Source organism: Natrialba hulunbeirensis JCM 10989 (genome assembly GCF_000337575.1).
Taxonomy (GTDB): domain Archaea; phylum Halobacteriota; class Halobacteria; order Halobacteriales; family Natrialbaceae; genus Natrialba; species Natrialba hulunbeirensis.
In genome coordinates this window covers 130,984-143,781 of sequence record NZ_AOIM01000041.1, presented here as the reverse complement: position 1 = coordinate 143,781, position 12,798 = coordinate 130,984, and the positions used below count along the sequence as shown (strand labels likewise).

The 12,798-nt window shown below is 60.3% G+C and carries 12 protein-coding genes; 6 read left to right on the top strand and 6 right to left on the bottom strand.

Annotated elements, in window-relative coordinates; genetic code table 11:
* Positions 1–339 precede the first annotated feature (339 nt).
* On the top strand, positions 340–705 hold the full coding sequence (locus C483_RS20980; RefSeq protein ID WP_006654566.1) for a hypothetical protein: 366 nt from the start codon (positions 340–342) through the stop codon (positions 703–705).
* Positions 706–1,236: 531 nt separating this feature from the next.
* Here C483_RS20980 and C483_RS16805 read toward each other — a convergent pair.
* The 3 genes from C483_RS16805 to C483_RS16795 form a co-directional block, all read right to left on the bottom strand.
* On the bottom strand, positions 1,237–2,256 hold the full coding sequence (locus C483_RS16805) for a hypothetical protein (RefSeq protein ID WP_006654565.1): 1,020 nt from the start codon (positions 2,254–2,256) through the stop codon (positions 1,237–1,239).
* Positions 2,256–3,437, bottom strand: a complete 1,182-nt coding sequence (locus C483_RS20970; protein ID WP_006654564.1) for an eCIS core domain-containing protein — start codon at positions 3,435–3,437, stop codon at positions 2,256–2,258. The genes C483_RS16805 and C483_RS20970 overlap by 1 nt, the downstream gene beginning before the upstream one ends.
* 358 nt (positions 3,438–3,795) lie before the next feature.
* Positions 3,796–4,344 carry a hypothetical protein gene (locus C483_RS16795; RefSeq protein WP_006654563.1) on the bottom strand — a complete coding sequence of 183 codons (549 nt, stop codon included), beginning with the start codon at positions 4,342–4,344 and terminating at the stop codon, positions 3,796–3,798.
* A 136-nt stretch (positions 4,345–4,480) separates the two neighbouring features.
* On the opposite strand from C483_RS16795, the gene C483_RS16790 reads away from it, so the two are divergent.
* Positions 4,481–5,383 carry an HNH endonuclease gene (locus C483_RS16790; protein ID WP_006654562.1) on the top strand — a complete coding sequence of 301 codons (903 nt, stop codon included), beginning with the start codon at positions 4,481–4,483 and terminating at the stop codon, positions 5,381–5,383.
* Positions 5,384–6,112: 729 nt separating this feature from the next.
* Positions 6,113–6,712, top strand: coding sequence for a putative glycolipid-binding domain-containing protein (locus C483_RS16785; RefSeq protein WP_006654561.1), 600 nt, complete (start codon positions 6,113–6,115; stop codon positions 6,710–6,712).
* Positions 6,713–6,744: 32 nt separating this feature from the next.
* Here C483_RS16785 and C483_RS16780 read toward each other — a convergent pair whose 3' ends face one another.
* The 3 genes from C483_RS16780 to C483_RS16770 form a co-directional block, all read right to left on the bottom strand.
* Positions 6,745–8,331 (bottom strand): uracil-xanthine permease family protein, encoded by a 1,587-nt coding sequence (locus C483_RS16780; protein ID WP_006654560.1) that lies wholly within the window; start codon positions 8,329–8,331, stop codon positions 6,745–6,747.
* An 88-nt stretch (positions 8,332–8,419) separates the two neighbouring features.
* A complete protein-coding gene (locus tag C483_RS16775; RefSeq protein ID WP_006654559.1) occupies positions 8,420–8,659 on the bottom strand; it encodes a hypothetical protein in 240 nt (79 codons plus the stop codon).
* A 180-nt stretch (positions 8,660–8,839) separates the two neighbouring features.
* Positions 8,840–9,196, bottom strand: coding sequence for a hypothetical protein (locus C483_RS16770; RefSeq protein ID WP_006654558.1), 357 nt, complete (start codon positions 9,194–9,196; stop codon positions 8,840–8,842).
* 281 nt (positions 9,197–9,477) lie between these two features.
* Between C483_RS16770 and C483_RS16765 the strand changes: the two genes are divergently transcribed.
* The 3 genes from C483_RS16765 (at position 9,478) to C483_RS16755 (ending at position 12,770) form a co-directional block, all read left to right on the top strand.
* Positions 9,478–10,842, top strand: a complete 1,365-nt coding sequence (locus C483_RS16765; protein ID WP_006654557.1) for a cobyrinic acid a,c-diamide synthase — start codon at positions 9,478–9,480, stop codon at positions 10,840–10,842.
* 255 nt (positions 10,843–11,097) lie between these two features.
* The gene (locus tag C483_RS16760) at positions 11,098–12,201 is read left to right on the top strand and encodes a hypothetical protein (protein ID WP_006654556.1); all 1,104 of its coding nucleotides are present in this window, start codon (positions 11,098–11,100) and stop codon (positions 12,199–12,201) included.
* Positions 12,198–12,770 carry a hypothetical protein gene (locus tag C483_RS16755; RefSeq protein ID WP_006654555.1) on the top strand — a complete coding sequence of 191 codons (573 nt, stop codon included), beginning with the start codon at positions 12,198–12,200 and terminating at the stop codon, positions 12,768–12,770. Before C483_RS16760 ends, C483_RS16755 begins: the two co-directional genes overlap by 4 nt.
* The last annotated feature ends 28 nt before the right edge of the window (positions 12,771–12,798 follow it).

Here is a 12,798-nt window from a genome sequence, read left to right as displayed (position 1 = left end):
TCGAAGTGGATACATGTACCCAAATCGAGCGTCTGTTCCAGGGTTATTCCCACCATTCAGCGGTAGATATAAGTCACTACCAGTTAACAATTAGAACGGAAGCCGCGACGTTGGGGTATGGAAATGCCCCGGGTGTTGGAGCACCCAAGGCGTGGCTTCTACCGCTTGGCCTGAAGCCATGTTTGCGTACATTCTCACGGGATATAAACATCCCGCACGATTGACGCGTCGTCGCGTCCACCCAGTAGCGTCGCTCTCGTCCGGATTTAGCGATGGAGTTGCCGAAGGGATTACCAACACAGTCGTCGGCAACCCCACCGACGTTCCGAGGTGGTCCCAATGGACCTGAGTGACGACGACGGGCCCCGTGATCTCGATGGTCACGATGCCGGCCGAGGCGATGCTCGACGGAGTGGCGCGACCCAAGACGACCAAGACAGCCAAGCCAACCGAGGCAACCAAGGCAATCACAACGACAACCACACCACCAAACACACAGACACCGACGACCAGACGACCACCAACCACGAACTCAGACCGTGCCCGCGATGTAACACTCCCATCCACCGTACAACGATAATCGGCCCCACCGACGCCGTCGCCGGCCCCTGTGGCTGTCGCATCGCCCCACCCATCCCCGACCAGAAAACCCACACCGATCGGACCACGCAGGTCACCTCCCCCGATCGAGCTGACGGCACCTAACTCGAGTTCCCTCCGACTCTACACTCGTCCCTTGCCTGGCCCTCGGTCCCTCATTGGGGGCGAAACGGGGCCGCACGCAGTCGGATCACGGCGGAATATCGAGTGTCGGGCAGTGTGTGCGCGTGATGGGTGGGATTCACCGGAATCCAAGTCGGAACCACCACCAAAACCACAACCACCACCACCGACCACCCCATCACAACCGAGCGCATTGCGTGGCACTCGAGTCGAAATCGCGATCCGTCCTGCGGTCGCAGGGTATTACAGGGAGGCCCCACGGTGGCCACGGAAAAGTCCCACCAGAAGAGACCACGAGACCGAGACACGATATCATTCCCACAGGTGGACGTCTTCGCGTTGATTTCATCAGCCGCGTCAGCCGCCTTCGAGCCTGTGTGAGTCGCGCGTTCGAGAAGTCTGAGTCCATCCGGCTGTCGAGCACACCCTTATCAAGCGGGTGGCAGCAGTCAGAAGAAAGCGAACTGCTGGACATCGTCGCGTAACTGAACAAAAAACTTGGGCGGAGATGGATTACGCTTCTGGTGTGACAGACTCCCCGGTGTGTTCGTAGGCGTCGTCGGGTGTGTGCGCTTCGAACCAACTCGAGATCTCTGCATCGGAGTTCCAGTACATCTCGTAGAGATCGATGGAGTTGAACCAGCCGACGGCTCCTCGAATGCCAACTCCCTGAATTCTGAAGGGCTCTGGTGGCGCAATTCCCATCAACAGATAGCAATCCCGAACCTGGCAAATCAGGTGATTCGCCAATCGAATTTGGAGGTCAGTAACTGACTCAACCTCCAGGCGATCGAGTTGAATTCGTGCGTCGGGCTTACGGTCGATCTCCGGCTGGCGGCCGTACTGGATGGTTGGACCGTCGAACGAGCCGGTCTGGACGTGGATCCCCGAGATGTCGTCGATGAGCAAGCCCTCTCGGAGGCTCGGCAGCGAGTCTGGATTGACATCTGCAGCAGCCGCCAGCAACTCGTGGAACTTGGGGAGGTATTCACCTTCGATCGGTCGGTCACCGCTCACGTTGACGGTGGCTCCGACGAGATCCATCATGTCCGGGTCGCCCAGAATCGTAGCGGCCCCGGCGTCGAGGCCGCCGTCACCGATGCCGAGATATACGTCTTTGAGGTAGACGGGGTCTTTCGGGCCGACTCCGTCTGGCAAGTCGACGGTCGGCTCGGCGTCATCGTAGATGTGGCAGTACTGCTGGTAGAGGTCGCCGAAGTGTTGCTCGGCCATCTCGGGTGTGAGCGGGGCGATGGCGATTACCGACGCGAGGATTCGGTCGGGATTTCGGAGCGGATCAAGCGTGTCGTATCCGCGCTTACGGTACACCCAGTACTTGGCGAACCTACGGGCCTGATTCACGTGCTCGTTTTCTTCCTGCGTGCGCTCGGACGGGTCGTCCGGATAGCCGTCTTGAAGGTGGCCGCTAATGTCACCATCGTAGAGTACACCAACTTTGTGTTTTACACCGTTATTATCGAGGACAGTAACGCCAAATCCGTTATTCGTCTCCTTTTTTATCTCTGCTTCCATCAATAATCTACCTCCTGGGAGGACGCCCCAGTCGCATCTTCGACAGCCTGTCTGGCTTCCTCGACGAGCTCTTTTCTGAGGTCCTCTGGGAGTTCGAAGTCTTCGAGCAGTTCGTCTTTCCAGTTCTTTGGCAGTGCCGCCTCCTCGAGTTGCTCTTGGAAGGTGGGTTCACGTTGGTCCTGTCGTTGTTCTTTGGCGTTATTGACGGTTTCTTTGATGGCTTTGAGTCCGGGAAGTTCGGTAACCAGTTGAGGGATCCGCCCGGCGTCTTCTTTTACACCCTCGTAGGAGGCTTCAACCCAATCGATCTCCTCTCCGTTCTTGAGCAGGTCTTTGTGCTCTTCAAGATCCTCTTCAGCCTTCGGACCGTACACTTGCATAAGTGACGCTAGCTGCGGGGTGAGGTGGGGCGCGGCGGCGAGCAACGGTAAGATGGCATTGATGTCCATCTTCTGGATCTGGATATCGGTCCCTAACCGCTGGACGGTCGCCGGCTCCTCGCCCGACAGCACTTGCATTGCCGCCTCGTCGGCCTCTCGTTCTAACTGCGGATCCGGGTCGATCTGCAGTCCGCCCTCCTGGGGCATCATCGAAATCGCCGCCCCTGTCTGCTGTTTGACGTGAGCTAACTCGTGTGCCAGCAGGAACTGCCCTTCACCTGACTCGGGGTTGTACTCACCCGAATTAAACACGATATCGTTCCCACACGTGAACGCCTTCGCGCCAATCGCATCGGCCGCTTCAGCGGCTTTCGCACCCGTATGAATCCGCACGTTCGAGAAGTCCGCATCCATGCGCTCCTCGAGTGCTCGCTGAATCGGACCGTCTAACGGCTTCCCACCTTGGCCGAGCACGTCGAGGACTGTACCGGGGACCTCGTCTCGCGTGGTATCCGTGCCCTCGAGTGCACGCTGAATATGCGCGTCGGGACCAGTCGGAAGTGGCTCGAAGTCGGGCGTGTTTGACCCGGCCATCGCGTCGAATCCCTCGGGTTGACCGGTCAAGGCGTTGATATCGTTGCCGATACCCTGATCGAACGCTGCGGTTCCGTCCAGTGGGCCGCGTCGACGCTTCGATTGAGTCGAGCTTGAGGAGCGGCGCTTGGCTTCTGACTCTGACTTCGGCGACTTGTCGGAGTCGGTTGACTTTGATGCTCGCTTGCGTCTCCGTTTCCGTCCCATCTACCGACTCACCACGTTGGAGGTCGTGCATGCCCGGCGTTGGGAGCCAATCCAGCGACTCATTTTGTTAGAATTTGTAACAGTGTTCCTTAATAGTTACCATCAGATTTACTGGAAGAGTGGTTCAACCTCGTAAAGACGGTCATCTCGGTCAGAACGACAGTGCTCGCACAGGCTCGGTTCAAGGAGCGTGTTGTAGAAAACGCCTCATACCTTTACCAGGGGATTATACAGGTTCATGAAAGCGTGAAGAATAGCTGTTTTGGGCTATCGTATGACACGCTCAACTCACGTACTAGTCGGTGACAACCAGCTAGTTGCAGCCGTATTCCGCCCCTCCCACTCGAGTTCTCGACAGTCACCCACCGATCGTACGGGTCGCGGGCTCTGCCGTCGCGTGTGTCGAACTGACTGTTCGCGAGAGCGTTTCGGCGAACTCGAGATACTCCTCATCGAGCCGGGCCTGCCAGGCGGTTTCCCCAGTATCGGTCTGGAGCTGGATGTGAACCGTATCCTCGGGGGTGTTGAACGCTTCTGCGAACAGGACGAGACTCAGAACACCGACGCCGAGACCAACGAGTAGGAGGACCGTTGCGGGTCCCTCCGCGTCGATCGCGCCGAAGAGAGCGAGCGAGATGAGTGCGAGGACCAGTGAGACGATGGCTGAGAGGAGCTTGTCCTGATGGAAGTCGGGGGTCGTATTGTGCTCGATCGAGACACCGCCGAGCTGGTCGAGGTACGTTGTGTCGACCACTGTCGTGGAGTTCTCTCGGCCGCGTACTTCGAGACTGAGCAGTTGCCGGTCGGTGAGGACGCCGATTTCGTGGCTGGTGGAGTAGCCATCGATCGTCGTTTCGCCCTCGTCGATAAACGGCTTGAGTCTGTTGAGTGATTCCTGTGAGACCATCAATGGCTGAAACTCTCAGTGGAATGAATTTATTCTTTCGTTAGAATTGACGTTTGAGACCAAGACAAAATCGACGGTGGACAGACTGATGCCAGCAGCTTTAGGGTTCTGCTGACGAAGACAGTCAATTCAGACAATGGGTTGTCCAGGGGAGTTCGAACTCGAGTTGCACCAGACAGTCACACAGGCGGAACTGGAGGACGTATTCAGCACGAATTTCGGCTATCAGATCAAGGGAATCAATCTCCGCCGGGCGGGCGACCAGCGATACATAATTTTGCTGTCGAACGAGGGCGAGATCTACGACGACCGCATCGGGCATGGCGACCGGTTTCGCTACATTGGCGAGGGCGTCCCCGAGAAGGGCGACCAGCCGGAGACGGCCGCCAATCGTGCGCTGAAGGAGGCAACCCGCGACCTCATTCCGATCTACTTCTTCACCAGCGTGGAGGGCGTGGATGCGTACGAGTATGAGGGACTCGTCGACGTCATGGACCACACGTACGTGAACGACGGCGAGCGGATGGTCTACCGGTTTGAGATGCAAAAGCTCGGAATTGCAGGATGGGACGAATATACCGACGCCCAAGCGGCAGTTGTGGCGGCTGAAGACGACGATCCGCCGCTCACAGAAACAACGGAGCGCGAACAAACGACACGACTCGCACGGTCATCGGCGTTCGCCAAGCAGGTCAAACGTGCCTACGAGGACACGTGTGCGGCGTGCGGCGCAGCGCGGCGATCACCGGACGGCAAGCCAGAGGTTGAAGCGGCTCACATCTATCGGAAAGCGGAGGGCGGCGTAGACAGGATTCACAACGGACTTGCACTGTGCCGACTCCACCACTGGGCGTTCGATACAGGCTGGTTCGCAGTGACGGACGACCGTGAGATCATCCTGAACGACCGAACCGACGAGGCAGCCCCCGAGGAAATTCGGACACTCGAGGGAACACGACTCGCTGTGCCCGAAGACCCAGCGAAGCAGCCGTCTTCGGAGGCCTTCCAAAACCATCGAGAACTGCACGGGTTGGAGTGAGTCGAGTCGAAGGGCACGGACATCACATCACGCTGCAGTTACCCCCTCCAAAATGGAACGAGGGTATTTTCTCGATGAGAATACGCTAGTGGCGTTTTACACTCCCGGCGTCGAATGCTAGCCACAAGGAGAGTACAGGATGGAAGAAGCGACGCAAGAAGAGGTCAAGGAAGCAATTCAAGAGTGCGAGCAGGAAGAGTCTGAAGAGATTATTATCGCGGATGAGTAGCCGGCTTGGCGCTGCAGTATGGGCTCCACTCACGCCTCACAGGTAGCGAATCGGCGCAGATACTCCTCGTCGCAGGCCAACTATAGTAACAACTGAAACTGTTTACACGTCGATCGACGACCCGGCTGGCGATCAGGTGTGCACTGACTTTCAGTGGCTACTATAGCCAGTGCCATCGGTGCACTACAATCTCCGTTCGTACTACGTACCCGCTCGGAATCTGATCCGCTGGTTCAGAAGATCGGTACTCGAGTCCCCTCCCCCTCACCGACACGCACATTCGCCCTGCACACTGCCACATGACGCCCCCGATGCAGACTGAAGTTGCCGGCCGAAACGCATCTGGAGTGGGGTGTACTCGAGTCGAATTGGACTCGAGTACAGTCTGAGCACAGTGCCAGGTTCGAACTTGTCGGAGCGGACCGACGGCTGACGAGCAACGCAGTGCAAAGACCGGGCAGGGACAGTAGCGTTATCTACTATTGAATTGATGTCGTGACATGAATCGAGACGTATTTTGGATTCCGGCGGCCGGAATTGGTATCGAATCGCTTCATCTTCGTGAAGATTCGAGTGCTGTCAATGCAGAGAGCGTCGTCGTTGGTGTGGCCGACGGTGAGTCGTTTCGTGTCCGATACGAGGTCGACTGCGACCACCACTATCGCGTTCAGCGGGTGGAGATTGCGACTCTCGGCCGGGAATCCGAATCACTCTCGCTCCAGGCCGATGGGGAAGGTACCTGGACAGACGCTCGAGGAGAGGCGGTAGCGAAACTAGATGGCTGCACCGATGTCGATATCTCGGTGACGCCGTTTACGAACACGGTACCGATTCGACGACTGGAACTCGACCGAAGCGAATCGGCCGAGATCGGGACAGTCTATATTGGCGTACCTGAACTCCGCGTCGAGACTGCCAGGCAACGGTACACGTGTCTCGACCCGCTCGATGAGAACGGCGGGCGGTATCGCTACGAGAGCCTCTCCAGTGGTTTCACGGCTGAGCTACCGGTTGATTCCGATGGGCTCGTCACGACGTATCCGGAGCTATTCGAGCAAGTCTCGCCGACCGACCGCAGCAGGCGCAGTAGCCACGAATAGCGAACGATCTACCGTAAAATAGTGAACCCGTACTACCGCCCGCGCTCGCCGTCCGAACTGACCCAGCGGTCCCAGAACGACTCGAATTCCTCGTCGTCCTCGGTGAGTTGATTCAGTTCGGTAAGTCCGCGTTCCTCGCGGGTGCCCGGAATCGTGTTGTCGAGCAGTAGTGCGGCGAGCCCGCCGATGGCCATCCCGGTCGAACCGATGATGAACACCGTGTCGACGGCGACGGTAGCGGCAGCTTCGATCGCTGCACCGAGTCCGATCGCGGTGATGACGTCAGCAGTAACGAGCGGTGCGATCGTCGCTTCGATGCCAACGGCGTCGCGGAAGGCGAGGGTCGTCTCGAAGTTGGCCATGTACTCCGGAATCGCGAGGCCGATGAACAGTGCGAAGCCGATAACGAACACGTTGCGCGAGGATTCGAGATCGACGTGGCGGAGGTTGCCGATCCCGACGGCGACGATCTGGGCGAACATGGCGATGAACAGGCCGCCGATGATCGGGTCGGGAATCGTCGCGATGAGCTGGCCGAAGTAGCCGATGAAGCCGACGACCAGCATGACGAGCGCCCCGATCTGGACGACGTAACGTGAGGCGACGCCAGTGAGTCCGATCGCACCGACGTTCTCGGAGTAGGAGGTCGATCCGCCAGTGCCCATGATCCCCGAGAAGATGTTCATCAGGCCTTCCATCCCGATACCGTGGTTGATCCGCTTCTCGCTGGGTGCGGCGGCCCCGGTCAGGTTTGCGACGGCGTAGTAGTCGCCGATACTCTCGACGATCGAGGCGAGGACGCCGGCGAACATGCCGATGACGAACGCCGTCGTGAGTTCAGGGATTCCCCACTGGAACGGTGCAATCGGCAGGATAAGCGAGGTGTCAGTGACATCCCCGAGTGGAACGTGACCGGGGTGGTCGATTCCGAGCACGCCGGCCGCCGACAGCGCTGCGGCGACGATCCACGACAGCGCGATTGCCAGAATCACCGGATACAGTCGGAACGCCTTGTGCTTGAGGTCGAGGTACTGCGAGAACAGCAAGATTAGCCCCAGGGTGAGCCCGAGCAGCCACCAGCTCTGGTCCGGCGACGTGATCTGTCCCGCATCGAACAGCGCCAGTCCGATCAGTGCGATCGTCGGGGCGATGACGACTGGCGAGAGGAACCGCTGCAGTTTCCCGACCAGACCGAAGTATCCCATCGCGACCTGGACCACCGCGGCGACGATGATCGCACCCTGTAACTGTAAGAGTGCGGCCTGCCAGTCAGGCTGTCCCGCCACCCCGCCAGCCGTGACGACCGCGATGATCGCGAGTGCCGGCGCGAGCATCGAGAACGGTGCGCCCTGTACGATCGGGTACCGGTTCCCGAACGTCGTCTGGGCCAGGGTCGCGATCCCCGACACCACGAAGAAGGTACCGATGAACTGCGGCCACAGCTCCGTCGGCATTCCCATCGCCTCGGCCAAAATCAGTGGCACGGCGATGTTCGCTCCAACCATCGTCAGATAGTGCTGGATCCCGAGCACCGCCGACTCACCGAGCGGTGGTCTGTCGTCGACCCCGTACTCGATGTCGTCGGCGCGCGTCTCGGCCCCAGCGTCGTCCCCCGTCATCGTAGACTCACCGGATAACGCGCGAGGGGGCTCAAAGGCGTGTTGATCCTCGGTCGCAACGCGGCCGAATCATCACCACAGAGACACGCTATCCGTCCTGTTTGGGGTTCCCGTCTGTCTCGTGTTCTCGAAGCACGGTCGTGATCGTGCGCGCGACCTCCTCGAGTGCGACCGTGTGCGTCTTCCGGAGTTCACCGGTGTCGCGCGCGGCGTCGAGATGGCGAAGGGCCTCGCGGAGGTGGGCTTCGGGGCTGCCGTCGGCCGCTGTGGATTCGTTTGCGGGCGTCTCGTCGGGCGGTGTCTCGGTTGCTGGCTGGTCGTCAGTCATGGATGATCTGGATCCAGTGGTAGCCGATTGGTGCCGTTAAGTTCGTCGGCGATCCGACGGACGCCGTTCAGCGTCCAGCGTCAGCGTTCGGCGTTCAGCGTTCAGTGAGTGGCAAACGACGCGTTCCATAGCGTTGGTTCGGGGGTCGTGACTGCGTGGGTGCTCTCTCTGTGATGGTATTCAGGGCTCCGAGTCAAGAGCGTGGCCTTGGTCTTGATCTCGGTCTTTCTCTTGATCGTAGAGTACCCGTCCCAACCAGTCGTTGTACCGCATGAACAGTGGTAGCAACAGGATACAGAGCAGAATGCCAGCCATCCACCCGTGTAGATCACCGGATAGATCGGCCGCAATTTGTGAGATCGACATAGTTTCTACAACTTCCCCGATGGGGGCACCCAGCAGGAGCAAGAATATCGAGTGAAACAGGGCATTGCCGACCACCAAGGTGACAGCCACCGTCCCGAAAAGAACGAAAAGTCCGAGGGCTGCGAGCGGGATATGAAGCAACCGAGATCTGACAGCGCCGCGTGTAGCCATTAGTCAGTGTTCGTACCAGTGACGATTGAAAGTACCGAAGCGTATCTACGTGGTTCCAACCGCTTGGCTCTACCTGGGTTCGACCGTTCGACTTTGCTTCCAGATCTGCAGTTCCACTCGAGTTGGTCGCTGTGCATTTGCTCTCCGTCCACTCGTCTCACCGACGAATTCAAGTACAGTTGTGCGAAGACAAGTACAATGGCAAGCCGCAGGCCACCGTCGACCGGAACCGGACGACAAACTCGAGCGCGCAGAACTGACAGTAGGCGCGGGGGTATCCGATGAAAGGGCTCGTCCTCGGCGGCGTCAGCTCCGGCGTCGGCAAGACCGTCGCGACGCTCGCGACGATGCAGGCGCTCTCCGACGCGGGGCAAACCGTCCAGCCCGCGAAGGCCGGCCCGGACTTCATCGACCCGAGCCACCACGAGGCCATCGCCGGCCGCCCCTCCAGAACGCTCGATCTGTGGCTCTCCGGTGAGGATGGGATCCGGCGAAACTGTGCTCGCGCGGCGGAGACTGGTGGCGCCGACGCCGGCACCGACCCCGACATCTGCCTCGTCGAGGGCGTCATGGGCCTCTACGACGGCGACGCCTCGAGTACCGCCATGGTCGCCGCCGCACTCGACCTCCCCGTCGTCCTCGTCGTCGACGCCAAGGCGGGCATGGAGAGCGTCGCCGCGACGGCGTACGGTTTCCGCGAGTACGCCGCCGAAATCGGCCGTGACATCGACGTTGCGGGCATCATCGCCCAGCGAGCCCACGGCGGCCGCCACGAGCAGGGAATCAGGGACGCGCTTCCGGACGAACTCGAGTACTTCGGTCGAATCCCGCCGAACGCCGACCTCGAAATCCCCGACCGCCACCTCGGGCTCGAAATGGGATCGGAAGCCGCACTGCCGCGGTCGGCACTCAGGGAGGCCGCAGAAACGATCGACACCGACCGACTCCTCGCGGCCGCCCGTGAACCCGCTGCACCCGAGACGCCGGCCGAACCCGCAGCCCCGGTCGACGCGACCGTCGCCGTCGCCAGCGACGCAGCGTTCTGTTTCCGGTATCCTGCGACGATCGAGCGCCTTCGCGAGCGCGCTGAGCTCGTCACATTTTCGCCCGTCGCCGGCGACCCCGTTCCGGACTGCGACGGCGTCTACCTCCCCGGTGGCTACCCCGAACTGCACGCGGCTGCACTCGAGTCCGCCGGCACGCTCGCACAACTTGGCGACCGGGCGAGCGATGGACTGCCGGTGTTCGGCGAGTGTGGTGGGTTGATGGCGATGAGTCGGTCGTTGACCGCCACTGGAGGAGGCGGCGCCGGCACCGATACCGACACCGAACCCACAACCCACGACATGGCCGGCATCCTCCCCGCCGACATCACTATGCACGACCGCTACCAGGCCCTCGACCACATCGAACTCGAGGCCATCGACGATACCCTCACCGCCCGCGCCGGCGACACGATTCGTGGCCACGAGTTCCACTACTCGAGTGCCGACGTAGACTCGGACGCGCGGTTTGCGTTCGAGACGGTCCGCGGAAAGGGAATCGACGGCGAACACGATGGGCTGTTGGCGTACGACTCCCTGGGGACGTACGCACACGTCCATCCCGAGAGCGGCGCGTTCGATCGGTTCCTCGAGTCGCTGTGATGGCAGTGTCCCGACCGTCGGTGAGACTCTCCGCACTGGTAGTGTCTTGTATGCGGTAGCTTCGATAATTCGTGTTCCGGAGTAGTCGGGGATGGGCGCACACGCAAGGCAAATTACCACAGTACTGTTTGCCGTGCATGTTCTCGGATAATGACAGATGGGTCAAAGAGAGACGGTGATGGGTGGGACGACCCACCCGGACTCGAGAGGCCGTCGCCTCGCGCCCCCGTCGTAGAACGCTGTCGGCAGCGACTGGTGACCGACGGCGGTGAGACCGGCGAGGCAGAGGCAGACGGCGACGATGAGTCTGAAACAGGTGGTGATAGCGCGGAAACTGACGAAGGCGACACTGAAGACGAAGGCGGAGGTGGTGACGAAGACGGAGATGGCGACGAAGACGCGGATGAGGCAGAAAGCGCAGCTGACGATGGTGAGTCAGCGGATACCGCGGACGGCGATGAGGACGAGGAACCCGAGGAGAACGACGGTGGTGACGATGGCGAGAATGGCGGCGATACCGACGGTGACGACAACGACGACGGTGACGACGACACCGTCACGAGCGACCACGTCGAGGACGCAGAGGATGTCTATCAGGACGACGACGCAAGCGGCGTCCTCCACCTCGATCTCGACGGCCTGTTTCTCGACCTGCTCGGGCTCGAGGTCAACCTGAATCCAGTCACCCTCGACGTCTCGGCCCGGCCGGGACAGAACAACCTGCTCGGGAACCTGTTGTCGGCAGTCACCGGCTTACTGGACGGCCCCAGTGCACTGTTGGAGAAAGCCAAATCGCTAGCCGGGAGTGCGAAGTCGATGCTGAAAAAACCCGTATCGATGCTCCGCTCTGCGGTTTCGAAGCCGATCGAGGCGCTGAAATCCGCGCTCGGGAAGCCGGTGAGTTGGCTCAAATCGCTCCCGAGCAAGCTGGTACAGAAGCCGAAGTCGATGATTGGACGGCTTCGTGGAGGCGGACAGGATGAAGCGGAGGACGCGGAAGCTGCGGACGAAAGCGAAGGTGACGACGAAACTGACGAGGAGGAGGACGCAGACGAGGCAGACGAAACCGAGGACGAAGCCGAAAACGGCGACGACGAACCAGCCGACGACACTCCCGGCCCCATCTCCTCGGCCGCCAGCTCAGTCTCGGACTCGCTCTCCTCGGCGGGCGGAACGGCGAAACAGAAGGCTCGCAGCCTCGTCCCAAGCTTCCCGGTCGAGGAACTCGTCGCGATCGTCGTCCGCGAGGTACTCGAGCAACTCATCGAGCAGGTGGAGTCAAGCGGCGGCAACAGCGGATCGGACGAACAGAACGGTTCGGATAGTCAGGCGGAATCACAGCCGGAGGCCCAGTCATGAGCGACGATTCAGGTTCAGATTCAGACTCGAACTCGAGTACCGATACGACCGACGAGAGCGGATCGGTCGTGGATCGAATCGACTACGAAAAGATCGCCGAGAACATCAATTTGCAGGAACTACTGGAGGGGACCCAGTGGGAGGGCGAACTCGACGAGGAGAAGCCACTCGGCGAGTCGCTCGGTGGGTTGATCGGAGCGATTGTGGGCCGAAAGATCGGTGCGAGCCTCGGGCGGACGATTGGTGAGATGGCTCTGGAGGAGGTGCTCAGTCGTGGAGACGAGGAGTCGGAGGAAGATGTGGAGTCAGAGGAGAGTGACGAAACGGAAGCAGAAGCGGAAGCGGAAGACGAAGATAGTGAGGACGAAGCGGAGAGCGACGAAGATGACGGTGAGGGAGATGGAGACGACAGTGGAGATTCAGCCGGTGAAGACGAGGAGAGTGACGACGGTGAGAGCGAAGACGACGAAGAGAGCGAAGACGGCGAAGGTGATGACGAATCCGAGGGAGAGGACGAGGACGGAGACGAAGACGGCGACACCGAGAACGACGACTCCGAGGATGACTAACACCCACTGCCACGACCACCTCCGACGG

What these genes read in the sequence shown, in the direction of transcription:
- C483_RS20980 (WP_006654566.1), top strand. Translation starts at nt 340, where the DNA reads ATGGACCTGAGTGACGACGACGGGCCCCGTGATCTCGATGGTCACGAT.
- C483_RS16805 (WP_006654565.1), bottom strand. Translation starts at nt 2,256, where the DNA reads ATGGAAGCAGAGATAAAAAAGGAGACGAATAACGGATTTGGCGTTACT.
- C483_RS20970 (WP_006654564.1), bottom strand. Translation starts at nt 3,437, where the DNA reads ATGGGACGGAAACGGAGACGCAAGCGAGCATCAAAGTCAACCGACTCC.
- C483_RS16795 (WP_006654563.1), bottom strand. Translation starts at nt 4,344, where the DNA reads ATGGTCTCACAGGAATCACTCAACAGACTCAAGCCGTTTATCGACGAG.
- C483_RS16790 (WP_006654562.1), top strand. Translation starts at nt 4,481, where the DNA reads ATGGGTTGTCCAGGGGAGTTCGAACTCGAGTTGCACCAGACAGTCACA.
- C483_RS16785 (WP_006654561.1), top strand. Translation starts at nt 6,113, where the DNA reads ATGAATCGAGACGTATTTTGGATTCCGGCGGCCGGAATTGGTATCGAA.
- C483_RS16780 (WP_006654560.1), bottom strand. Translation starts at nt 8,331, where the DNA reads ATGACGGGGGACGACGCTGGGGCCGAGACGCGCGCCGACGACATCGAG.
- C483_RS16775 (WP_006654559.1), bottom strand. Translation starts at nt 8,659, where the DNA reads ATGACTGACGACCAGCCAGCAACCGAGACACCGCCCGACGAGACGCCC.
- C483_RS16770 (WP_006654558.1), bottom strand. Translation starts at nt 9,196, where the DNA reads ATGGCTACACGCGGCGCTGTCAGATCTCGGTTGCTTCATATCCCGCTC.
- C483_RS16765 (WP_006654557.1), top strand. Translation starts at nt 9,478, where the DNA reads ATGAAAGGGCTCGTCCTCGGCGGCGTCAGCTCCGGCGTCGGCAAGACC.
- C483_RS16755 (WP_006654555.1), top strand. Translation starts at nt 12,198, where the DNA reads ATGAGCGACGATTCAGGTTCAGATTCAGACTCGAACTCGAGTACCGAT.